19 protein-coding genes and 1 tRNA gene are annotated in these 20890 nt (G+C 73.3%); 12 read left to right on the forward strand and 8 right to left on the reverse strand.

The window, feature by feature from the left end; translation table 11 throughout:
* The first annotated feature begins 666 nt into the window (after window positions 1-666).
* Both AB0H53_RS04320 and AB0H53_RS04325 read left to right on the forward strand, forming a co-directional pair.
* Window positions 667-750, forward strand: a tRNA-Leu gene (locus AB0H53_RS04320).
* A gap of 187 nt (window positions 751-937) precedes the next feature.
* The gene (locus AB0H53_RS04325) at window positions 938-2920 is read left to right on the forward strand and encodes an NAD-binding protein (protein WP_362106903.1); all 1983 of its coding nucleotides are present in this window, start codon (window positions 938-940) and stop codon (window positions 2918-2920) included.
* Window positions 2921-3057: 137 nt separating this feature from the next.
* On the opposite strand, the gene AB0H53_RS04330 is transcribed toward AB0H53_RS04325, so the two are convergent.
* Window positions 3058-4119 carry a helix-turn-helix domain-containing protein gene (locus AB0H53_RS04330; RefSeq protein ID WP_362106906.1) on the reverse strand — a complete coding sequence of 354 codons (1062 nt, stop codon included), beginning with the start codon at window positions 4117-4119 and terminating at the stop codon, window positions 3058-3060.
* 344 nt (window positions 4120-4463) lie between these two features.
* Here AB0H53_RS04330 and AB0H53_RS04335 point away from each other — a divergent pair, with 344 nt between their 5' ends.
* Complete coding sequence (locus AB0H53_RS04335) at window positions 4464-4826, forward strand: hypothetical protein (RefSeq protein ID WP_362106909.1); 363 nt, start codon at window positions 4464-4466, stop codon at window positions 4824-4826.
* A 52-nt stretch (window positions 4827-4878) separates the two neighbouring features.
* Here the strand turns inward: AB0H53_RS04335 and AB0H53_RS04340 are convergent, their stop codons facing one another.
* Window positions 4879-5316, reverse strand: a complete 438-nt coding sequence (locus AB0H53_RS04340) for a MarR family winged helix-turn-helix transcriptional regulator (RefSeq protein ID WP_362106912.1) — start codon at window positions 5314-5316, stop codon at window positions 4879-4881.
* An 86-nt stretch (window positions 5317-5402) separates the two neighbouring features.
* On the opposite strand from AB0H53_RS04340, the gene AB0H53_RS04345 reads away from it, so the two are divergent.
* The 4 genes from AB0H53_RS04345 (at window position 5403) to AB0H53_RS04360 (ending at window position 9568) form a co-directional block, all read left to right on the forward strand.
* Window positions 5403-6563: a hypothetical protein gene (locus tag AB0H53_RS04345; RefSeq protein ID WP_362107223.1), complete on the forward strand. Its 1161-nt coding sequence runs from the start codon at window positions 5403-5405 to the stop codon at window positions 6561-6563.
* A gap of 165 nt (window positions 6564-6728) precedes the next feature.
* Entirely contained in the window at window positions 6729-8234 is a 1506-nt protein-coding gene (locus AB0H53_RS04350) for a DUF2252 domain-containing protein (RefSeq protein ID WP_362106915.1), read from the forward strand.
* Window positions 8235-8266: 32 nt separating this feature from the next.
* On the forward strand, window positions 8267-9184 hold the full coding sequence (locus tag AB0H53_RS04355; RefSeq protein ID WP_362106917.1) for a hypothetical protein: 918 nt from the start codon (window positions 8267-8269) through the stop codon (window positions 9182-9184).
* Between the two features lie 39 nt (window positions 9185-9223).
* Entirely contained in the window at window positions 9224-9568 is a 345-nt protein-coding gene (locus AB0H53_RS04360) for a rhodanese-like domain-containing protein (RefSeq protein WP_362106920.1), read from the forward strand.
* 224 nt (window positions 9569-9792) lie between these two features.
* Here the strand turns inward: AB0H53_RS04360 and AB0H53_RS04365 are convergent, their stop codons facing one another.
* Genes AB0H53_RS04365 through paaA form a run of 5 tightly spaced genes read right to left on the reverse strand, consistent with a single transcriptional unit; the run spans window position 9793 to window position 13356 of the window.
* Complete coding sequence (locus AB0H53_RS04365; RefSeq protein WP_362106923.1) at window positions 9793-10863, reverse strand: 2Fe-2S iron-sulfur cluster-binding protein; 1071 nt, start codon at window positions 10861-10863, stop codon at window positions 9793-9795.
* Entirely contained in the window at window positions 10864-11370 is a 507-nt protein-coding gene (gene paaD / locus AB0H53_RS04370) for a 1,2-phenylacetyl-CoA epoxidase subunit PaaD (protein WP_362106926.1), read from the reverse strand.
* Window positions 11364-12095: a 1,2-phenylacetyl-CoA epoxidase subunit PaaC gene (gene paaC / locus AB0H53_RS04375; protein ID WP_362106928.1), complete on the reverse strand. Its 732-nt coding sequence runs from the start codon at window positions 12093-12095 to the stop codon at window positions 11364-11366. The genes paaD and paaC overlap by 7 nt, the downstream gene beginning before the upstream one ends.
* Window positions 12092-12379 (reverse strand): 1,2-phenylacetyl-CoA epoxidase subunit PaaB, encoded by a 288-nt coding sequence (gene paaB, locus AB0H53_RS04380; protein WP_362106931.1) that lies wholly within the window; start codon window positions 12377-12379, stop codon window positions 12092-12094. The genes paaC and paaB overlap by 4 nt, the downstream gene beginning before the upstream one ends.
* Window positions 12376-13356, reverse strand: coding sequence for a 1,2-phenylacetyl-CoA epoxidase subunit PaaA (paaA, locus tag AB0H53_RS04385; RefSeq protein ID WP_362106934.1), 981 nt, complete (start codon window positions 13354-13356; stop codon window positions 12376-12378). Before paaA ends, paaB begins: the two co-directional genes overlap by 4 nt.
* A 467-nt stretch (window positions 13357-13823) precedes the next feature.
* Here paaA and AB0H53_RS04390 point away from each other — a divergent pair, with 467 nt between their 5' ends.
* From AB0H53_RS04390 to AB0H53_RS04400, 3 genes are read left to right on the forward strand one after another with little or no spacing between them, the layout of a single operon-like run.
* Window positions 13824-14576 carry a DUF5819 family protein gene (locus AB0H53_RS04390; protein ID WP_362107226.1) on the forward strand — a complete coding sequence of 251 codons (753 nt, stop codon included), beginning with the start codon at window positions 13824-13826 and terminating at the stop codon, window positions 14574-14576.
* A complete protein-coding gene (locus tag AB0H53_RS04395) occupies window positions 14573-15802 on the forward strand; it encodes an HTTM domain-containing protein (protein ID WP_362106937.1) in 1230 nt (409 codons plus the stop codon). Before AB0H53_RS04390 ends, AB0H53_RS04395 begins: the two co-directional genes overlap by 4 nt.
* Entirely contained in the window at window positions 15799-16515 is a 717-nt protein-coding gene (locus AB0H53_RS04400; RefSeq protein ID WP_362106939.1) for a TrmH family RNA methyltransferase, read from the forward strand. The genes AB0H53_RS04395 and AB0H53_RS04400 overlap by 4 nt, the downstream gene beginning before the upstream one ends.
* A gap of 63 nt (window positions 16516-16578) precedes the next feature.
* Here AB0H53_RS04400 and paaN read toward each other — a convergent pair whose 3' ends face one another.
* Window positions 16579-18273 carry a phenylacetic acid degradation protein PaaN gene (gene paaN, locus AB0H53_RS04405; protein ID WP_362106942.1) on the reverse strand — a complete coding sequence of 565 codons (1695 nt, stop codon included), beginning with the start codon at window positions 18271-18273 and terminating at the stop codon, window positions 16579-16581.
* Between the two features lie 123 nt (window positions 18274-18396).
* Here paaN and AB0H53_RS04410 point away from each other — a divergent pair, with 123 nt between their 5' ends.
* On the forward strand, window positions 18397-19929 hold the full coding sequence (locus AB0H53_RS04410) for a 3-hydroxyacyl-CoA dehydrogenase (protein WP_362106945.1): 1533 nt from the start codon (window positions 18397-18399) through the stop codon (window positions 19927-19929).
* A complete protein-coding gene (locus tag AB0H53_RS04415; RefSeq protein ID WP_362106948.1) occupies window positions 19926-20516 on the forward strand; it encodes a TetR/AcrR family transcriptional regulator in 591 nt (196 codons plus the stop codon). The genes AB0H53_RS04410 and AB0H53_RS04415 overlap by 4 nt, the downstream gene beginning before the upstream one ends.
* Window positions 20517-20890 lie beyond the last annotated feature (374 nt).

The following is a 20890-nucleotide window of genomic DNA, read 5'->3' on the forward strand; positions in this document are numbered from 1 at the left end:
GGGGGTGCCGGGCGGTCCGGGAGCGCCGGGGGCGGCGCGGATTCGCGGTGGCGGGCCGGTGGCCGGCCGCCGGGCGCGGAGCCGTGCCGGGCGGCGCCGGAACCCGTGCGAGGGTGTCGTCGAAGTCGGAGTCGGAGTCGGGGGCCGGGAGCGGGCGGCCCGGCGGCCGGGAGCGGAGCCGGGAGCCGGGGGCCGCGCGCGGTGCGGGTCGCGGGGCCGCGGAACCGTACGGGGTGCCGGCGCGGGCGGGACGGAGTGCCGGAGCCGCGCGGGGTGCGGGTCCGAAGTGTCGCGACCGGCGGGTGCCGGAGCCGTACGAGGTGCCGGCGCGGGCGGGGCTTCCAAGCCGGGCGGGACGTCGTGGCCGGACGGGGTGCCCGTCCGTAAGGGGCCGTCGTGCCGTGCCCGCCGGGTGCTCTTCCTCTTCTTCTCCCGCACCGGCCTCTCCCACCTCCCCGCCGACCCTCTCCTTCTGCTTCCCCGCCTTCTGGCTTCCCGGCGCGTCCGGCCGGCTCACGGGCCTCACCCGGCCTCCACCCGCCTCGTCGGCCGGGGGCCAGGGGCCCGGAACAACGGATGTGAATCCACCCTCCGCGACGTGCTAATCTTCTGATGTCGCCAGGCGCTCCCACCGAAAAGGCGGGGGACACGGCGGCAACACCCAATGCGCGGGTGGCGGAATAGGCAGACGCGCTGGATTCAGGTTCCAGTGCCCGCAAGGGCGTGGGGGTTCAACTCCCCCCTCGCGCACGTAGGGAAACCGATGAAACGGGTTCTCGCCGGAGACGGAAGTCACGGCGGGGCCCGTTTCTCGTTGTGCGGTGGGTCACATGCGCGCGGGGGCGCCAGTGCCCGCCGGTGCCGGTTGGTGCTCGCGGGACGGTCCGCTCCGAGCGGTTTCCGTGCGGTCCGTGCGCGGGGCAGGCACTCTACGCAGGTGCCTTCACTCGTTCCTCAGCAGTCTTCCGACGGCCCGTCCGGTCACCTGATCGTCTGCGGCGACGACGCGCTGGCCCACCGGCTGGCCGGGGAGCTCCGTCACGTCTACCGGGAGCGGGTCACCCTGGTGCGTCCCGGTGGCGGACCGGCGATCGGCCCGCGGCTCTCCGTACCGGCGCAGGGGCGGGCCTCCGCCCTCCTCGGCCGGGTGTCCGCCGCCATGACCGGGGCGCCGCCGGTGTCACCGGTGCCGCCGGTGTCCGGCCCGACCGGCCTGGTCACCGTGGAGGCCGACGAGCCGACCGAGCGGGTGCTGGCCTCGGCCGGGGTGGCCGGCGCGGCCGCTCTCGCGCTGGTCTACGACGACGACGAGACGAACATCCGGGCCGCTCTCGCGGCCCGTCGTCTCAACCCCGGGCTCCGGCTGGTGATCCGGCTCTACAACCGCAAACTCGGCCAGCACCTGGAGCAGCTCCTCGACCAGGCGGCGCTCCTCACCCTGCCCGGCCTGGATCCCGAGGCCGTCGACGCGTCCACCACCGTTCTCTCCGACGCCGACACCGCGGCGCCCGCGCTGGCGGCCACCGCCGTCGCCGGCACGAGCAAGGTCGTGCACGCGGGCGGGTTGCTGTTGCGGGCCGTGGAGCGGACACCGCCGGGGCGCGGCCAGGTCGCCGATCCGGGGCTGTGCACCCTCGCCCTGCTCTCCGCCACCACCCATGACCCGGCCGGTGAGGAAGGGTCGGACACCAGCGGCACGGCCGGGCCCCAGCTGCTGCCCGACCCGCGTACCGTCACCGCCGCCACCGGGCGCGGCACGATCGTCCTCGAAGCGGTGACCCACACCGGCCCGGTGCTGCCGGCCGGGCGTCTGGCCGGCCGGGGCGTCCCGTTCTCCGAACTCTTCTCCCGGCGCCTGCGCTGGGCGGTCGCCGGTACGGGCCTGGCGGTCCTGGCGCTGGCGGTCGCCTCCTGGCTGACCACCGGGGACCATCCCCTGCACGCCGCCTATGTCACGCTGCTGGACCTCTTCTCCATCAACGACCCCGCCGTCGGCCAGTCCACGGCCCGCCAGGTGCTCCAACTGCTGTCCGGGCTGGTGGGCCTCGCGCTGCTGCCCCTCCTCGTCGCGGGATCCCTGGAGGCGCTGGGCGCGTTCCGCAGCGCCTCCGCCCTGCGCCGCCCGCCGCGCGGGCTGTCCGGCCATGTGGTGCTGCTCGGGCTCGGCAAGATCGGCACCCGGGTGCTGGCCCAGTTGCGCGACCTGGGCATCCCGGTGGTCTGCGTGGAGGAGGACCCCGAGGCGCGTGGCGTCCCGCTGGCCCGCCGGCTGCGGGTGCCGACCGTGATCGGTGACGTCACCTCGGAAGGCGTGCTGGAGGCCGCCAAGATCCATCGGGCGCACGCACTGCTCGCCCTCACCAGCTCCGACACCACCAACCTGGAGGCCGCCCTCTACGCCCGTACGGTCAAGGCGGATCTGCGCGTGGCCCTGCGGCTGTACGACGACGACTTCGCCACCGCCGTCTACCGGACGCTGCGGGCCGCTCACCCCGACGCCCTCACCCGCAGCCGGAGCGTCTCGCACCTGGCCGCCCCCGCCTTCGCCGGAGCCATGATGGGCCGTCAGGTCCTGGGTGCCATACCGGTCGAGCGCAAGGTCCTGGTCTTCGCGGCGCTCGCGGTGGCCGGCCACCCGCAACTGGAGGGCCGCACCATAGAGGAAACCTTTCGGCCCGGGGCCTGGCGCGTTCTCGCCCTGGACACCACCGCCCCCGCCGAGCGGCGACCCGACCTGGCCGTGCCCCGCCCCTCCGACGGCGGCCAGCACCCCACCGGTCTGGTCTGGGACCTCGACCCCGGATACGTCCTCCAGCCCGACGACCGCGTCGTACTGGCCGCCACCCGCCGGGGCCTGGCCGAACTGCTGGGCAGGCACGCCCGGCCGCGTACCGGCCCCGTGAGCGGTCCGGAACGGTGAGCGGTCTCCCGGGGACCAGTGAGCGGTCCGGAACGGGGAGCGGGGCCCAGGGCCCCGGGCTGCTCGGGGGGCCCGGGCTCAGGGGGCCGGACCGCGGAGGGTAGGGCTCACGGGCCGTGGGCCCGACGAGGCCGGACCTAGAGCTCTTCGTCCGGCCAGTCCAGCAGACGGGCGCCGATCACCGCCGTCTGCAGGGTGTAGCGGTCCACCGGGTCGCCGGGGTCGGCGCCCGTGAGCTGGTGGATCCGCTCCAGCCGGTAGGTCATCGCCCGTACGCTCAAGGAAAGCCGCCGGGCGGCCTCCGCGGCCACGCAGCCCGTGTCGAAGTACGCGGTCAGGGTCTCCAGCAGCGGCCGCGCTCCGCCCCGGGCCTCCCGGAGCGGGCCGAGCACCGTGCGCACGAGGTCGGCCATGGCCTGCCGGTCGCGAGTGAGCACCGGATAGACCAGCAAGTCAGCGGCGTACAGCACCGGGTCCTTCAGATTCATGCGCGCGGCCAGGTCCAGCGCGTTGAGCGCCTCCTCGTAGGAGTGGACGACTCCGCCGACCCCCGGATGGGGGCGGCCGACGGCCACCCGGCCGCCGTCGGTCGCGGTGTGCGCCTGCTGGGCGAAGGCGTCCAGGACGTCGGCCTGGTCGCCCGGCGCGACACAGATCAGCCGGCCGTTCTTCGTGGTCAGCAGGATGCGGCGGTGGCCGAACCGGGCCGCGAGGGACGATTCGATGCCGCGGCTCACCGAGTAGCCGTCGTCGTACGGCTCGGCCCCCTGCGCCACGGCGACCGCGTGCGCGTGGGACAGCAACAGCCCGAAGCGCTCCGCCCGTTCGGCGAGACGCCCGAGGTCGCTGCGGCCGTGGAGCAGGTCGTCGATGAACTCCCGCCGGGCGGCCTCCTGACGGCGGATCGCCAGCCGCTGCGCCCGCTCGTGCCCCTCCGCGAAGGCGTCCACCGCCTGTTCCACCGCTGCCAGCAGATGGTCCGTGGCCGCGCCGCGCAGGCCCGGCCGCACGTGCTGGGCGGCGGAGAGGTGGGCGCGGACCAGCGCGCGGAGCCCGACACCGTTCTCGGCGGCCCGCTCACCCCGGGCCCGCAGCGCTTCCAGCTCGTCGCGGGTCAGCCTCCTGCCGGTCGCGCAGGCGCCGGCCAGGATCTGGGCGTACCCCTCCAGATACTCCTCGGCCGTGTCCCGTTCCGCCATGTCCCCTCCGCGTTCCTGACGCGCCGCTGACGCCTTTCTGACGCGTGGACGTCAAGGGTGTCACGCGTCTGCCGGGGGCCGTCACTGGCATCGGGGCGGGACGAGGACTGCCGGTGAACGGCAATGCGGACAGGCGTGCCGTCCTGCCAGCATGGACCGGCCGGGGCCCGGCGCGCGGACCGGTGCCGGGCACCGGAAAGCGGTGTGCCACGCGGCACCGGGGGGGTGCCGCGCACCGGCAGGTGGTGTGCCGTGGGCGCCGGGGAGCGGTGTGCCGTGCGGTGGGGAGCGGAGTTCCGTGCGGTGGGGCGCGGAGTTCCGAGCCGGGAACGCGAGGAGGAGGGATGGGGGAGGAGTTCCTGCGGGCCGTCGCGGCGTTCCCGGCCGTGCTGTTCACCGCGGCCCTGGTGGTCGTCATCGGCTTCTGGTCGCTGGTGCTGCTCGGCGTGGCCGGCACGGCCGATTTCGACACGGACGTGGACGGCGACGCACTGGGCCTCGGGGGTGTCCCGGTGTCCGTGGCGCTCTCGCTGGTGATCGCCCAGTCGTGGTGTGTCGGCGTCACCGGGTCCGTACTGCTCTTCCGCACGGGGTGGCCCCCGGCCGTGCGCCACCTGCTCGGAGTCGTCCTGCTGTTCGCCTCCCTGGCCGTCGCCCGGTGCCTGACCGGCGTGGTCCTGCGCGCCGTCGCGCGACAGCGCCGGTAGCCGCCGAGCAACCGCCGCCACGGTGGTCCCGGGTCGCTCGGTACGCCGTGCCTCAGGAGTCGGTGTCGCCGGCCGCGTTGTAGCGCAGGAGGTACTGGGCGAAGCGGGCGAGGTCCTCGGTGGACCAGTCGGCGAGGCGGGCCTGGTAGGCGGCGCGGCGGCTGGCGTGCGTGGCGGAGAGGAGCTCGGTGCCGGCCCCGGTGGGGTGGAGGACCTGGACCCGGTGGTCGGTGGCGTCGGGGCGGCGCTCGACCAGGCCCAGTTTCTCCAGGACGGCGACCTGACGGCTGACGGTCGACTTGTCGAGCATGTAGTGCGCCGCGAGGTCGGTGGCGCGGCAGCCCTGCTGGTCCTCGATGTGCGCGAGCAGCGTGTACGAGACGAGCGGCAGCTCGGGGTGGAGCCGCGCGGCGGCGGCGCGGGCCCGCCGGGCGAACGCCGTCAGCTCCCGCTGGATGGTGTCGACGGAGTCGTCGCGCGCCCCTGACATGACTGCCCTCTCTGTCCGTTTCCTGGCCCCAAGGTTCAGTTGTATAGTACAACGGATGAGTATGTTGTAAAAGCCAACTGATGGAGATGTTCTTGATGTCGGTGTCATCGGCGAGCCACCGGGACACGAGTACCGCGACCGCCCTGCGTCATGTGCTCGGGCACTTGCTGACGCCGCTGCTGATGTGTGTCGGCATGGGAATGGCGTACCTCGGCGCCTTCCACGCGCCCCAGCCCCACGACCTGAGGGTCGACGTGGTCGGTTCGGCGCCGGCTGCGCGGGTCCTGGCGCAGACGCTCCAGGACGGGGGCGACGGCGCGCTGGACGTCCGCACCGTGGCCGACCGCGACACCGCGGTCGAGGCGCTCAAGGCCCAGGAGATCTTCGGCGCGTACCTGCCGGGTGCCAAGCCCGAGCTGCTGGTGGCGTCGGCCGCGTCGGACACCAGCGCCACGGTGGTGGAGAAGGTCTTCACGGACGTCGCCGCCCGGCGTGGTGCCCCGCTGGAGGTGACGGACGTGGTGCCGGTGTCGGAGGGCGACCCGACGGGGCAGGGCGTGTTCTTCCTGCTGGTGGCGCTGTCGATCGGCTCGTATGCCTCGGTGGCGGTGATCGGCGGCGCGGGAGCCGTGCTGCCGCTGCGGATCAGGGCGCTGTTGGCGGCCGGGATGTCGCTGGTGGTCAGCGGGATCGGGGCGGTGTTCGCGGGACCTCTGTTCCACTTGGTGGACACCGGGCTGGGCGGGGTGTGGGCGATGGCGTGGCTGTACTCGGCGGGGATCCTGTTGATCGGCGTCGGACTGCACACCTTCCTCAAGCGGTGGACGACGCTGGGCGTGATGGTGCTCTTCGTCATGCTCAACTTCACCAGCTCGGGCGGTGTCTTCCGGCCGGAGCTCCAGCCCGGTTTCTTCGCGGCGCTGCACGCCTTCTGGAACGGCGCGGGCTTCGTGGAGGGCGTGCGGTCCCATGTCTACTTCGGCGGAACCGGCCTGGGCGGTCACGTACTGGTCCTGGCGCTGTGGCTGGCCGGGGGCGCCGCGCTGATCGGTGTGGCGGCGCTCGCCGAGGCGGGACGCCGGCGCGACGCGCACGGCACGCCGGCCGGGCGGGAGGTGCCGGCGGGGACGGAACGGGACCCGAGGGAGGACGTGGCGACGGGCCGCGCCGAGGGCCGCCCGGATGACCGCGCGGAGGGGACGGACGGGGACGCGGAGGAGGAGATGGCCGAAGCGGTCGCTGTCTGACCGGACGCGTCCGGTCAGACAGCCGCCCTCCGGTGTCGGCCGGTGCTCACCGGGGCAGCCGTGCACTCAGCACGGTTGTCCACAGGGGCAGACGGTGATCGGATCGCGGCGGTACGGTCGTGGGCAGTCGGCGTGCGAGCGGCGGTGCCGGGAACGGGGGGCCTGATGAGCGGGAACGGGACTGCGGTGGCGGACACGGGAGCCGGGGAACCGGGTGAGGCACGGCCGGGTGGCGCACGGGCGGGTGATGCGCGGCCGGGTGCCGTACGCGGTGGCGGCTTCGGACGCATACCGGTGGTGCCCGGGTTCGCGCGGCGCCCGGACGGCGCGGGGGAGAGCCCCAAGGCGAGGGGGAAGGCCCTGCGTGAGCGGGTGCCCAGGTCCTCCCACGGCTCGCTGCCGCCGACGGAGGCCCGGCCGGACGCGGTCCGGGCGGTGGCGGAGTCCAGCCGGGGCCGCGTGCCGGGACTGGCGCCCCTCAGGGTGGGCAGAATGGCCGCCAATCCGTTCGCGTTTCTGCGCGGTGCCGCCGGGCTGATGGCCCACGACCTGGCGGGCACGCCGGTCACGGGCGTGGGCGCGCAGATCTGCGGGGACGCTCACGCGGCGAACTTCGGGCTGTACGGGGACGCGCGCGGCCGGCTGGTCATCGACCTGAACGACTTCGACGAGACCGTCTTCGGCCCGTGGGAGTGGGACGTCAAGCGGCTGGCGACGTCGCTGGTGCTGGCCGGGCGGGTCGCGGGCGCCGACGAGGACATATGCCGGGAAGCGGCCTTCGACGCGGTCGGCGCCTACCGGCGGACCATGCGGCTGCTCGCCAGGCTGCCGGCCCTGGACGCCTGGAACGCCATCGCCGACGAGGAACTGGTCTCCTACACGGACGCGCGGGACCTGCTCGGCACGCTGGAGCGGGTCTCCGAGAAGGCGCGCAACAACACCAGCGCCCGGTTCGCCGCCAAGGCGACCGAGGAGTGCGAGGACGGCGGACGACGGTTCGTGGACGCCCCGCCGGTACTGCGCCGGGTACCGGACGCGGAGGCGGCGGCGGTCGCCGCGTCCCTCGGGGAGTACGTCCGGACGCTGCCGGAGGACCGGTTGCCGCTGCTGGCCCGGTACGCGATACACGACGTGGCGTTCCGGGTCGTCGGCACCGGGAGCGTGGGCACGCGTTCGTACGTGGTGCTGCTGCTCGACCACCGGGGCGAGCCGTTGGTCCTCCAGGTGAAGGAGGCACGCCCGTCGGCGCTGCTGCCGTATCTGCCGGAGGCGGGGTTCCAGGTGTCCGAGGTGCCGCACGAGGGCCGGCGCGTCGTGCTCGGGCAGAAGCGCATGCAGGTCGTCAGCGACAGCCTGCTGGGCTGGACGACCGTGGAGGGCAGGCCGTACCAGGTGCGGCAGTTCCGCAACCGCAAGGGCAGTGTGGACCCGGCCGCCCTCACCGCCGATCAGATGGACGACTACGGGCGGATGACGGGCGCGCTGCTGGCCAGGGCGCACGCGCACAGCGCCGACCCGCGGCTGGTCGCCGGGTACTGCGGCAAGAACGATGAGCTGGACGAGGCGGTGGCGCGGTTCGCCGTGGCCTACGCGGACCGTACGGAGGCCGACCACGCCGATCTGGTCGCGGCGGTCAGGGCCGGACGCATAGCCGCCGAGCTGGGAGTGTGAGGGGAAGGCCCGGCCGCCCGTAGGCTGGGCGGGTGACGACCCCGAGCGACGACATGAACGGCGAAGCGGCCGGCGATGTGACCGCGGCGGCCCCCGGCCACGCGGCCGGCGGCGTGACCGACGGCACGGCCGCTGCCGCCTCCGGTGGCGTGACCGGTGGTGCGGCAGAGCGGCCCGAGGCGCGGCTGGCCAGAGCGGTGCGCGCCGCCGAGCAGGCACTGATCGAGTTCGAGATCGCGGTGGAGACCTTCCGGGTCGAGGTGGACAACTTCTCCCGTCTCCACCACCAGAAGCTCGGCCCGATGTACACGCGGCTGGACGAGCTGGACGCCCGGATCGCGGAGGCGAGGGCGGCCCGCACCGGTGACCCGGAGGACCTGCGCCGGGCGCGGGAGGCCCGGGACCTGGTGCAGCCGATGCCCGGCGTCGACGAGCTGTTCCACAACTGGGTCGACTCCGACGGTCTGTCCGCCGAGGCCTCCGCGATGCTCACCGACCAGCCCGTGCAGCCGCCCAAGCGGGTACGGCCGAGCGACGAGGCCCGCCGGCTCTACCGGGAACTGGTCCGCAAGGCCCACCCCGACCTGGCGCGGGAGGAGGCCGAGCAGCGCCGCCGCGAAGAGTTCATCACGCGTGTCAACGCGGCCTACGCGCGTGGGGACGAAGTACTGCTGCGGGAGCTGGCCGAGGAGTGGGCGGCGGGCCCGGCGCCGGCCACCGCCGAGCTCAGCGAGAGCGAGGAACTCTACGCCCGGCTGGAATGGCTGGCACGGCGCAAGGAGCTGTTGGCGGTGGTCGCCCGCGAGCTGGAGGAGAGCGCCATCGGAGCGATGCTGCGGATGGCGCCCGATGACCCGGACCGGCTGCTGGAGGAGATCGCCGAACAGCTGCTGTCGCAGGTCGCGCAGCGTGAGGAAGAACTTGCCGCGCTGGTGCGGCAGGTGCAGTAGGTTGCAGAAGAACCCCACGGACGAGGGAAGGCTTGACCCATGAACTTCGCACCGCTGCCCACGGTGGACGCGGCGTCGGTGCCGGCCGACGGCCTGGTGCTGGACGTGCGCGAGGACGACGAGTGGGCGGCCGGCCATGTCGAAGGCGCGCTGCACGTGCCGATGAGCGCGTTCGTCGCCCGCTTCGGTGAGGTGACGGAGGCGGTCTCCGAAGGGCGCCGCGCCTATGTGATGTGCCGGGTCGGCGGCCGTTCGGCGCAGGTGACCCAGTACCTGGTGCAGCAGGGCATCGACGCGGTGAACGTCGACGGCGGCATGCTCGCCTGGGAGGGGGCCGGACGCCCCATGGTCACCGACACCGGCAGCCCGGCCATCGTCCTCTGACCGCCCCCGGCACGGGCCCGGCCCCGGCACGGGCCCGCCCGGCCTGCGGCTGCCGGCTGCGTGACGTCCGTACCGGTGGCCTGCGGGCGTGCGGCTTCGTGCCGGTGGCATGACCGCCGGACGCTCGTGAGCCGCTGGCTCCTCGGCCGGTGACCGCGGTGACCCCGGTGATCGGTCGGCCGGGCCGCCGGGGAGGCCGGGGGTCCGGGAGGCCGCCCAGGGCCTCAGCGGTCGTAGTCGACTTCCACCACCGGGGTCAGCGGGTGCGACTGGCAGGTCAGCACATAGCCGGCTTCCGTCTCCTCCGGCTCCAGGGCGTAGTTGTAGTCCATCCGCACCTCGCCGGTGACCAGGAAGGCCCGGCAGGTACCACAGACGCCGTCCTTGCACCCGTACGGAACATCGCTGCGGGCCCGCAGGACCGTCTCCAGCAGCGGCTCGCCGTCCTGTACCGGCCAGGTGCCTGACCGGCCGTCCAGCGTCGCCGTCAGGGTGGCCGCCAGCGTGGGCTGCGGGTCCGCCGCCACCGCCTGCACCGTGGTGGGCGCGGGACCGTCCACGTGGAACAGCTCCTCGTGGATCCGGCCGCGCTCCACACCGAGATCGTGCAGCGCCTGCTCGGTGGCCTGGACGAGTCCGTGCGGCCCGCAGAGGTACCAGCCGTCCACCTCGGTGACCGGCAGCAGGGAGGGGAGCAGCCCGGCCAGCCGCTCCCGGTCCAGCCGCCCGGGCGCCAAGCCGGCCTGCTGCTCCTCGCGGGACAGCGCGGTGACCAGCTGGAAGCGCTCCGGGTAACGGTCCTTGAGGTCGGCGACCTCCTCCAGGAACATCGTCGACGCGGTGGAGCGGTCGCTGCGTATCAGACAGAACCGGGCATCCGGCTCGCGGGCGAGGAGCGTCGCCGCCATGGAAAGGACCGGGGTGATGCCACTGCCGCCGACCACGGCGGCGAAACGGCCGGGGCGCGGGTCGAGGAGGAAGCGTCCCATCGGCTCCATGACCTCGACGGTGTCGCCGACCGCGAGCTCCTTGAGCACGTACGTCGAGAACTCGCCACCATCCACCAGCCGGACGCCGATCCGCAGCACCGGGTCCTCGCCCGCCGCGGCGGCGGGAGCACAGATCGAGTACGTACGGCGGAGCTCCTCGCCGCCCGGCACATCCCGCCGCAGGGTGACGTGCTGGCCGGGGATGTGACGGAACGCCTCCCGCAGCTCGGGCGGGACGGCGAAGGTGACGGCCACCGAGTCCTCCGTGAGCCGGTCGACCTGGCTCACCCGGAGCGGATGGAACATCTACAACTCCTTGAAATGGTCGAACGGTTCACGGCACGCGGTGCAGCGACGCAGCGCCTTGCAGGCGGTGGAAGAAAACCTACTCAGTAGCTCGGTGTCGGTCGAGCCGCAGTTCGGACAGCGAATGGCCAGTGTGAGAGGTACCGGGCCGGTGCCGCTGTCCGGCGGGCCCTGCGGGCGGGGCGGGGCTATGCCGAACTCCGCGAGCTTGCGCCGTCCCTCCGCGCTGATGTCGTCGGTCGACCACGCCGGCGACAGGACCGTCACCACCGACACGTCCTGTACGCCGTGTTCACGCAGCACCCGCTCGATGTCCGCGGACATCGCCTCGATCGCCGGACAGCCGGTGTAGGTCGGGGTCAGCTCCACCGTGACCCGGCCGGGATCCGAAACGCGCACCCCGCGGAGCACTCCGAGCTCCTCCAGCGTCAGAACGGGCAGCTCCGGATCGGGCACCGAGCCGGCGAGCCGGCTCAGCTCCTCCTCGAGCGCCGTCATGGTCACCACGACGCCCCGGGATGACTGCGGTGCAGGTGCTGCATCTCGGCCAGCATCCGGCCGAACGCCTCGGTGTGCAGCCCCTGGCGGCCCGCGCCCGCGCTCCATCCGCCGGAGCGCGGTCCGTCCGGCACGGTGAGCGTGGCCCGCTCCAGCACCGCGGTGACCGAGGCCAGCCAGTCGGCCTCCAGCTCCCGCCAGTCGACGCCGAGCCCCTCCACCGGCTGGAACAGCTCGCCGGTGAACCGCCACAGCGCCCGACAGGCCCGCTGCATCCGCTCATGGCTCTCCGCGGTGCCGTCACCCAGCCGCAGGGTCCACTGCTCGGCATGATCCTGGTGGTAGGCGGTCTCCTTGACCGCCTTGGCCGCCAGCCCCGACAGCGGGCCCGGGCCGGTCTCGTCCCCGTCGACGGCCAGCCGGCCGTACAGCAGCCGCTGGTAGGTGGAGAAGTACAGCTGCCGAGCGATGGTGTGGGCGAAGTCGCCGTTCGGCTGCTCGACCAGCTGGACGTTGCGGAAGGCGCGCTCCTCGCGCAGGTACGCCAGTTCGTCCTCGTCCCCGACCATGGAGAGCAGTACCCGGGCCTGGCCGAGCAGGTCCAGCGCGATGTTGGCCAGCGCGACCTCCTCCTCCAGGACGGGCGCGTGGCCGGCCCACTCCCCCAGGCGGTGCGAAAGCACCAGCGCGTCGTCGCCGAGGGCGAGCGCCGCGGCGTTCACCGTGGCCGTCACAGGTGCTTCACCCCCTCCGGGATCTCGTAGAACGTCGGGTGCCGGTACGGCTTGTCCGCCGACGGCTCGAAGAACGGGTCCTTCTCGTCGGGTGACGAGGCCGTGATCGCCGAGGACGGCACCACCCAGATGGAAACGCCCTCGTTTCGGCGGGTGTACAGATCGCGGGCGTTGCGCAGTGCCATCTCCGCGTCCGGCGCGTGCAGGCTTCCCGCATGGGTGTGGGACAGCCCGCGGCGCGAGCGCACGAACACCTCCCACAGCGGCCAGTCGCTGGTCGTCATGCCGTCGCCTCTCCGTCCTGGTGCTGCTCGTGCTGCCCGCTGTGCTTGGCGGCGTACGCGGCCGCCGCGTCCCTCACCCAGGCGCCCTCTTCGTGCGCCCGGCGACGCTGGGTAATCCGCTGCTCGTTGCAGGGGCCGTTGCCCTTGAGGACCTGGTGGAACTCCGACCAGTCGATCGGGCCGAAGTCGTAGTGCCCGCGCTCCTCGTTCCACCGCAGCTCCGGGTCGGGCAGGGTGAGTCCCAGCGACTCGGCCTGCGGGACGCAGATGTCGACGAAACGCTGGCGCAGCTCGTCGTTGGAGTGCCGCTTGATCTTCCAGGCCATGGACTGCGCCGAGTGCGCCGACTCGTCGTCCGGCGGGCCGAACATCATCAGCGAGGGCCACCACCAGCGGTTCACCGCGTCCTGCGCCATCGCGTGCTGCTCCGGGGTCCCGCGCGAGAGGGCGAGCAGCGACTCGTACCCCTGGCGCTGGTGGAAGGACTCCTCCTTGCAGATGCGGACCATCGCGCGGGCGTACGGACCGTAGGAGCAGCGGCACAGCGGCACCTGGTTGGTGATGGCCGCGCCGTCCACCAGCCAGCCGATGGCGCCGACATCGGCCCAGGTCAGCGTCGGGTAGTTGAAGATCGAGGAGTACTTCTGACGGCCGGAGTGGAGCTTGTCCAGCAGCTCGTCGCGGCCGGTGCCCAGTGTTTCGGCGGCGCTGTAGAGGTACAGGCCGTGACCGGCCTCGTCCTGCACCTTGGCCATCAGGATCGCCTTGCGCCGCAGGGACGGGGCGCGCGTGATCCAGTTGGCCTCGGGCTGCATGCCGATGATCTCGGAGTGGGCGTGCTGGGCGATCTGCCGCACCAGCGTGGCGCGGTAGGCCTCCGGCATCCAGTCGCGCGGCTCGATCCGCTCCTCCGCGGCGACGGCGGCCTCGAACACCGCCTCGTACGCCTCTTGCGTGTCCGTGGTCACTGCCGTCATCCGGGCCCCCTACCGACCGATCGTTCGGTTGAATGACTTCAATGGTGAGTCGGCGGCCCGTATGGTGTCAACCCTGTGGATAACCGCGGTGCAGGGATGGGGATCGGGGCGGGATGGAGTCGTACGACGAGGAGGGCGGGCGTGGCGGGCGCCACGGGCGTCCCAGGGGCACCCGGGACAACGGGGCCGTGGCTTCGTCCGACCGGGTGACCCCGCAACGGCGCCCCCAGGTGTCGGAGGCGCCGCCCACCACCGGCCCGGCACCCGAGGCCGCCGCTCGCACCGCCGGTGGCAGCGTGACCCCGGAGGCCGGGGCCGACCTCGGTACCGCCCGCCGCACTGGCGACGCCGGCGCCTCGGCGGCCACTGGCCCCGCCGCTCCTGCCGCTGCCGCCGGCCGGGACCACCCCGGCACTCTCGGCCGCCCGGACCCGCCGCGGGGAGCGGCCCGGTCCGCCGGGCCTGCCGTGCCCGGCGCCACTGCCGGGCCCTCGGCGCCTCCCGCGCCCGGGGAGCCCGGGCAGCCCGGTGCGTCCGCCGTGCCCGGCGAGCAGCGTGGTGGGGGCATAGCCGCGCTCTCGCTGCCGTACCAAGTGGTGGCCGCCGTCGCGCTGGCCGTGGTCGGCGTCTTCGCCTGCTTCCACCTGGCCATGATCTTCCTGCACGTCGCTCCCTCGAACACCCTGTCCAAGCAGCACGGCGAGGCCGTCGACGACTGGGTCTTCCCCGAGTTCGAGCAGAACTGGAAGCTCTTCGCTCCCAACCCCCTCCAGCAGAACGTCGCCGTCCAGGTCCGCGCCGAAGTGGCCGGCCCCGGTGGACAGCGCAGGACCACCGGCTGGACCGACCTCACCGCCGACGACGGTGAGGCGATCCGCGGCAATCTCCTGCCCAGCCATGTCAACCAGAACGAACTGCGCCGCGGCTGGGACTTCTACGTGAACTCGCACACCGACGACAACCGCCCCAACGGCCTGCGCGGCCAGCTCTCCGAGCGGTACGTACGGCGTATCGCGATGCTCCGGCTCCAGGAGCACCACCCGGGCGGGACCGTCGAGCGCATACAACTGCGCTCCGTCACCCTGGGCGTGCGGCCCCCGGTGTGGAGCGGCGAGAAGAACGACATCCGCCCCGTCCACCGGGTGCTCCCCTGGTGGCCGGTGACCGCCGCCGATCTGCCCGGCGGCGTGCGGGCCAGCCGTACGGAGGGGGCCAAGTGAACCGGACCCCCACCCCGGCGACCGGCCCTGAGCCCACTCGCGCCGAGCCGCTCGACCGCCGGCTCGCCCGTGCCGTCCAGCGTGTCACCGCCACGGCTCTCGGCCCCTACCAGTCCGCCGTGGTGCGCATCGGCTTCGCCGCGGCCTGGTTGTTCTTCCTGCTGCGTGAGTTCCCGAACCGTCATGAGCTCTACGGGCCCGAGGGGCCCTGGTCCTGGGACATGGCGCAGCAGCTCATCGCCAACAACCACTCCTTCACCGTCCTGATGTGGTCGGACAGCGCGCTCTGGTTCGAGACCGTCTACGTGCTGGCCGTGCTCTCCAGCGCGCTGCTGCTGCTCGGCTGGCGCACCCGCGCCGTGTCGGTGCTCTTCATGGTCGGGGTGCTGTCACTGCAGAACCGCTCCATCTTCATGGGCGACGGCGGCGACAACGTCATTCATCTGATGTCGATGTACCTGGTCCTGACCAGGTGCGGCCGGGTCTGGTCGCTGGACGCCCGGCGGCTGACGCGGCGGGCCGGCCGGCCCGACCGGCTCGGACCGGTCCTCTGGGCGGTCCTCGGTTGCGGACTGGTGGCGGCGACCCTCTTCAGGGACCGCAGCGGCGAGACCTGGGTGCTGGCCCTGCTCTGGCTGCTGTGGGCCGCGCAAGGACTGTGGTGGGTGGCCGGCCGGTACGCCCCGGGGCAGCCCCGCGTACTGCTCGATGTCCTGGCGAACCTCATCCACAACGCCACCCTGTTCGTGATCATGGCTGAGGTCTGCCTGATCTACGCCACGGCCGGCTGGTACAAGGTGCAGGGCTCGCGCTGGCAGGACGGCACCGCGCTGTACTACCCGCTCCAGCTGGACTACTTCACCCCGTGGCCGCCGCTGTCCGACCTGCTCGCCGCCAGTGGCGTGATGGTCATGGTGCTGACGTACGGCACCGTCATCGTGCAGGTCGCCTTCCCGTTCACGCTCTTCAACCGGCGGGTCAAGAACGTCCTGCTGGTGGTGATGATGCTGGAGCACGCGGGCATCGCGCTCCTGCTCGGCCTGCCGTTCTTCTCACTCGCGATGATCGCCGCGGACGCGGTCTTCCTGCCGACCGTCTTCCTGGTGTGGCTCGGCGGCCGGGTGCGGCGGGGCCGGGACCGGCTGCTGCCCGCTCGGCGGACCGGGGCGGTCGCCGGGCAGCGCCGTACGTCCGAGGAGCGGGCTCCCCGTACCCTCGTCGGGTGAGCAGCGAGACCCAGACGGCCGCCGGGGACATCCCCGCCGGCGAGCCGCTTCAGTACGACGACGGTTACGGCACCGAGATCGGTGTCGGGCCGCATCCGCGGCCCTGGCCCCGGGACGAGCGGTACGACCCCGAGCTGCTCGCCCAGGGGGACCGGCGCAATGTCGTCGACCAGTACCGCTACTGGCGGCGCGAGGCGATCGTCGCGGACCTGGACACCAGGCGCCACGACTTCCACGTGGCGGTGGAGAACTGGGGGCACGACTTCAACATCGGTTCGGTGGTCCGCACCGCCAACGCGTTCCTGGCCAAGGAGATCCACATCGTGGGGCGCCGGCGCTGGAACCGGCGCGGCGCGATGGTCACCGACCGGTACCAGCATGTGCGCCACCACCCCGACACCGAGTCGCTGACCGCGTGGGCCGCCGCCGAGGACCTGCCGATCATCGGCATCGACAATCTGCCCGGGGCGGTGCCGCTGGAGCGCACCGAGCTGCCGCGCCGGTGCGTCCTGTTGTTCGGGCAGGAGGGCCCGGGCCTCACGGAGGAGGCCCGGGAGCACGCGGCGATGGTCTGCTCCATCGCGCAGTTCGGCTCCACCCGCTCGATCAACGCCGGGGCGGCCGCGGCCATCGCCATGCACGCCTGGGTGCAGCGGTACGCGGAGATCTCCCCCGAGGACTTCGCCCCGGGGGGACCCCCGGCCGGCGCCTGACCCGAGTCGTCGGGCCCGGTGCCCGACCCGAGCCGCCGCCGGGGTCCGTCGGCGGTCGGGCCGTCAGGTCTGGCGGCGGACCTCCACCACCCGGAAGCGGTTCGCCACGAAAGCGCCGTCGCACAGGGCCGCGTTCGCCGCCGGGTTTCCGCCCGAGCCGTGGAAGTCGGAGAACGCCGCCGTCTGGTTGACGTACACCCCGCCCGTCAGGTTCAGCGAGAGCTGCGCCGCCTCCTCCAGGCACACCTCCTCGATCGCGCGCTCGGTGTCGGCCGACGTGGTGTACGCGCCGACCGTCATCGCGCCCTTCTCGCGGATCGTGCGCCGCAGCAGCTCCAGCGCGTCGGCGGTGGAGTCGACCGAGACGGCGAAGGACACCGGCCCGAAGCACTCCGACATGTACGCCGCCTCCGCGTCCGGCTTGGCACCGTCGAGCTTGACGATCACGGGCGTACGGACGACGGCGTCCGGGAAGTCGGCGTTGGCGACCTCACGGGAGGGCAGGGCGACCTCGCCGATCCCGGCGGCCGCCTCCAGGCGGGCCTTCACATCCGGGTTCACCAGGGCGCCCAGCAGGGCGTTCGCCCGGGCGTCGTCGCCCAGCAGGCCGCTGACCGCCCCCGCGAGGTCGGCGACCACCTCGTCGTACGTCTTGTGGCCGGCGTCCGTGGCGATGCCGTCCCGCGGGATGAGCAGGTTCTGCGGGGTGGTGCACATCTGGCCGCTGTACAGCGACAGGGAGAACGCCAGGTTGGACAGCATGCCCCGGTAGTCGTCGGTGGAGTCGACGACGACGGTGTTGACGCCCGCCTTCTCCGTGTAGACCTGCGCCTGCCGGGCGTTGGCCTCCAGCCAGTCACCGAAGGAGGTCGACCCGGTGTAGTCGATGATCCGGATCTCGGGACGGACGGCCAGCGTCTTGGCGATCCCCTCACCGGGCCGCTCGACGGCCAGCGCGACCAGGTTCGGGTCGAAGCCGGCCTCGGCGAGCACCTCGCGCGCCACCCGTACCGTCAGCGCCAGCGGGAGGACGGCGCGCGGGTGCGGCTTGACGAGCACCGGGTTGCCGGTGGCCAGGGAGGCGAAAAGACCGGGATAGCCGTTCCACGTCGGGAAGGTGTTGCACCCGATCAGCAGGGAGACGCCCCGCCCCACGGGGGTGAACGCCTTCCGCAGCTCCAGCGGGTCCCGCTTGCCCTGCGGCTTGGACCAGTCGGCGACGAGCGGGGTGCGGACCTGCTCGGCGTACGCGTACGCCACCGCCTCCAGGCCGCGGTCCTGGGCGTGTGGGCCGCCCGCCTGGAGCGCCATCATGAACGCCTGGCCGCTGGTGTGCATCACCGCGTGGGCGAACTCGTGCGTCCGGGCGCTGATCCGGGCCAGGATCTCCAGGCACACCAGGGCGCGCAGCTCCGGTCCCGCGTCCCGCCAGGCGGGCATGCCCTCGCGCATGGCGGGCAGCAGCACGTCCACATCGGCGTGCGGGTACTCCACGCCTAGCTCCGGGCCGTACGGCGAGACCTCCCCGCCGGTCCAGCCGTCCGTGCCCGGCTGGTCCAGCTCGAAGCGGGTGCCGAGGACGGCCTGATGGGCGGCGAGACCCTCGGCGGCGCTCAGCGAGCCGTTCTCGCCGTACGCCTTGGGGTGCTCCGGATGCGGGGACCAGTAGGCACGGGTGCGGATCGCTTCGAGGGCCTGGTCGAGGGTGGGCCGGTGCTTCCCGGTCAAGTGGTCGGTGGTGAGCTGCGCGGCGGCCATGACGGACCAACTCCTCGTCGAGCTGGGCAGGGACGGGCGGACAGAGCTAGAGTAACCGAACGATCGGTCGGGACAAGGGGGCCTCCCGAACCTGTGGACAACTCATCGGGGAGGATCACAGTCATGACCGACATCGAGGCCATCGAGCCGGGTCGCACCGTCGCCGTGGTCGGCACCGGCACCATGGGCCAGGGCATCGCGCAGGTCGCCCTGGTCGCCGGCCACCCCGTGCGGCTCCACGACACCGTGCCCGGCCGGGCACGCGAAGCCGCCGCCGCCATCACCGGCCGGCTGGACCGGCTGGTCCAGAAGGGCCGGCTGGCCCCCCGGGAGCGCGACGCGGCCGTCGCGCGGCTGCACGAGGCCGACCGCCTCGCCGACCTCTCCGACGCCGCACTCGTCGTCGAGGCGATCGTGGAACGGCTGGAGGTGAAGCAGCGGCTCTTCGCCGAACTGGAGGAGACGGTCGCCGACGACTGCCTGCTCGCCACCAACACCTCCTCGCTCTCCGTCACGGCCATCGCCGGAGCGCTGCGCCTGCCCGGCCGGTTCGTCGGCCTGCACTTCTTCAACCCGGCACCCCTGCTCCCGCTGGTGGAGGTCGTCAGCGGCTTCGCCACCGACGAGACGGCCGCCACGCGCGCGTACGCCACGGCCGAGGCGTGGGGCAAGACACCGGTCCGGTGCGCCGACACCCCCGGCTTCATCGTCAACCGCCTCGCCCGCCCCTTCTACGCCGAGGCGCTGCGGGTGTACGAGGAGCGGGGCGCGGATCCCGCCACCATCGACGCCGTCCTGCGCGAGAGCGGTGGCTTCCGGATGGGCCCCTTCGAGCTGACCGACCTGATCGGGCAGGACGTCAACGAGGCCGTCACCCGCTCGGTGTGGGAGGCCTTCCACCAGGACCCGAAGTTCACCCCGTCCCTGGCCCAGCGCCGCCTGGTCGAGTCCGGCCGCCTGGGCCGCAAGACGGGCCGGGGCTGGTACCCGTACGGAGAGGGTGCCGACCGGCCGTGCGCGCGGACCGAACCGCCCGCGCCGGCGCCCGCCTCGGTCACCCTGCACGGGCACCTGGGCCACGCCCAGGCGCTGGTCGGGCTGATGGAGGAAGCCGGCATCACCGTCCGCCGCCGCCGGCGCGGCGCCCGGATCACCCTGCCCGGCGGCGGGGAGCTGCGGCTCGCGGACGGCAGGACGGTCTTCGAGCGCGGGGGCGAGGAGATCGTCTACTTCGACCTCGCCCACGACTACACGACCGCCACCCGGATCGCCCTCGCCACCGCCGCGACCACCTCCGCCGAGACCCTCCAGGAGGCCGTGGGCCTCTTCCAGGCGCTCGGCAAGGACGTGACCGTCATCGGCGACGTCCCCGGCATGATCGTCGCGCGGACCGTCGCCATGCTGGTCGACCTCGCGGTGGACGCGGTGGAGCGGGGCGTGGCCAGCGCCGACGACGTCGACACGGCCATGCGCCTCGGCGTCAACTACCCGGCCGGTCCCATGGAGTGGGCCGCGAAGTTCGGCTACCGAGCCGTGGCCGGCCTGCTCAGGGCCATGCACGAGCACCACCCGACCGGCCGCTACGCACCGTGCCTCGGCGTCCTGCGCCGGGCATGCGAGGACGAGACCGCGATGAAGGACCAGGACAGCCGATGACCACCGCGAAGCGGGACACCTACACCCCCGAGACGCTGCTCTCCGTCGCCGTCCGGGTCTTCAACGAGCGCGGGTACGACGGCACGTCCATGGAGCACCTGTCCAAGGCCGCCGGTATCTCCAAGTCGTCCATCTACCACCATGTGGCCGGCAAGGAGGAGCTGCTGCGGCGCGCCGTCAGCCGGGCGCTGGACGGGCTCTTCGCGATCCTGGACGAGCCGGGTGCCGCGCGCGGGCGGGCCATCGAGCGGGTGGAGTACGTGACCCGGCGCACCGTCGAGGTGCTGATGGAGGAGCTGCCGTACGTGACGCTGCTGCTCCGCGTCCGTGGCAACACCACGGCCGAGCGGTGGGCCCTGGAGCGCCGCCGCGAGTTCGACCAGCGCGTCGCCGACCTGCTGAAGGCCGCCGCCGCCGATGGCGACCTGCGCGCCGACGTGGACATAAGGCTGGCCACCCGGCTGCTCTTCGGAATGATCAACTCAGTGGTGGAGTGGTACCGGCCGCAGCCGGACGGCCACACCGGCCGTGAGGTCGTGGACACGGTCGTACGGCTCGCCTTCGACGGGCTGCGCACGGACCACTGACGCCCGCCGTCGGGGACGGGCCGCCGCCGACCACGGCGAACGCCGTCGGCCGTCGCCCCGGACCACCGATGCCCGTACCGGCCGCCCCCGGCGGGTCCCGGTCCGCCGTCGGCCATGCGCGCCGACGGCCTGCCCCGGGCCTTCGGCGGCCCGTCCCGGGTCTCGGGCGGCCTTCGCGGCCTCCCTGGGCGTACCTGGCCCCCGGCCGGGCCGTCCCGGTCCCTCGGTGCGCTGTGCCGGACCCTGGGCCTGTCATCCGCCCCCGGCGGCCCGCTTCCGTCCCTTGGCGGCCTGCCACCGCGGGCCGGGCCGGCGGTCCGCCCGTATGACTTCTCCCGCCTCGACGGGCGCCTGCCCGGAGGCCGGCGTCTCCC

Source organism: Streptomyces sp. NPDC050856 (assembly GCF_040653855.1).
Lineage (GTDB): Bacteria > Actinomycetota > Actinomycetes > Streptomycetales > Streptomycetaceae > Streptomyces.

Coding starts and splice junctions, on each gene's coding strand:
- AB0H53_RS04330 (WP_362106906.1), bottom strand. CDS start 4,119: ATGGCGGAACGGGACACGGCCGAGGAGTATCTGGAGGGGTACGCCCAG.
- AB0H53_RS04335 (WP_362106909.1), top strand. CDS start 4,464: ATGGGGGAGGAGTTCCTGCGGGCCGTCGCGGCGTTCCCGGCCGTGCTG.
- AB0H53_RS04340 (WP_362106912.1), bottom strand. CDS start 5,316: ATGTCAGGGGCGCGCGACGACTCCGTCGACACCATCCAGCGGGAGCTG.
- AB0H53_RS04345 (WP_362107223.1), top strand. CDS start 5,403: ATGTTCTTGATGTCGGTGTCATCGGCGAGCCACCGGGACACGAGTACC.
- AB0H53_RS04350 (WP_362106915.1), top strand. CDS start 6,729: ATGAGCGGGAACGGGACTGCGGTGGCGGACACGGGAGCCGGGGAACCG.
- AB0H53_RS04360 (WP_362106920.1), top strand. CDS start 9,224: ATGAACTTCGCACCGCTGCCCACGGTGGACGCGGCGTCGGTGCCGGCC.
- AB0H53_RS04365 (WP_362106923.1), bottom strand. CDS start 10,863: ATGTTCCATCCGCTCCGGGTGAGCCAGGTCGACCGGCTCACGGAGGAC.
- paaB (WP_362106931.1), bottom strand. CDS start 12,379: ATGACGACCAGCGACTGGCCGCTGTGGGAGGTGTTCGTGCGCTCGCGC.
- paaA (WP_362106934.1), bottom strand. CDS start 13,356: ATGACGGCAGTGACCACGGACACGCAAGAGGCGTACGAGGCGGTGTTC.
- paaN (WP_362106942.1), bottom strand. CDS start 18,273: ATGGCCGCCGCGCAGCTCACCACCGACCACTTGACCGGGAAGCACCGG.
- AB0H53_RS04410 (WP_362106945.1), top strand. CDS start 18,397: ATGACCGACATCGAGGCCATCGAGCCGGGTCGCACCGTCGCCGTGGTC.
- AB0H53_RS04415 (WP_362106948.1), top strand. CDS start 19,926: ATGACCACCGCGAAGCGGGACACCTACACCCCCGAGACGCTGCTCTCC.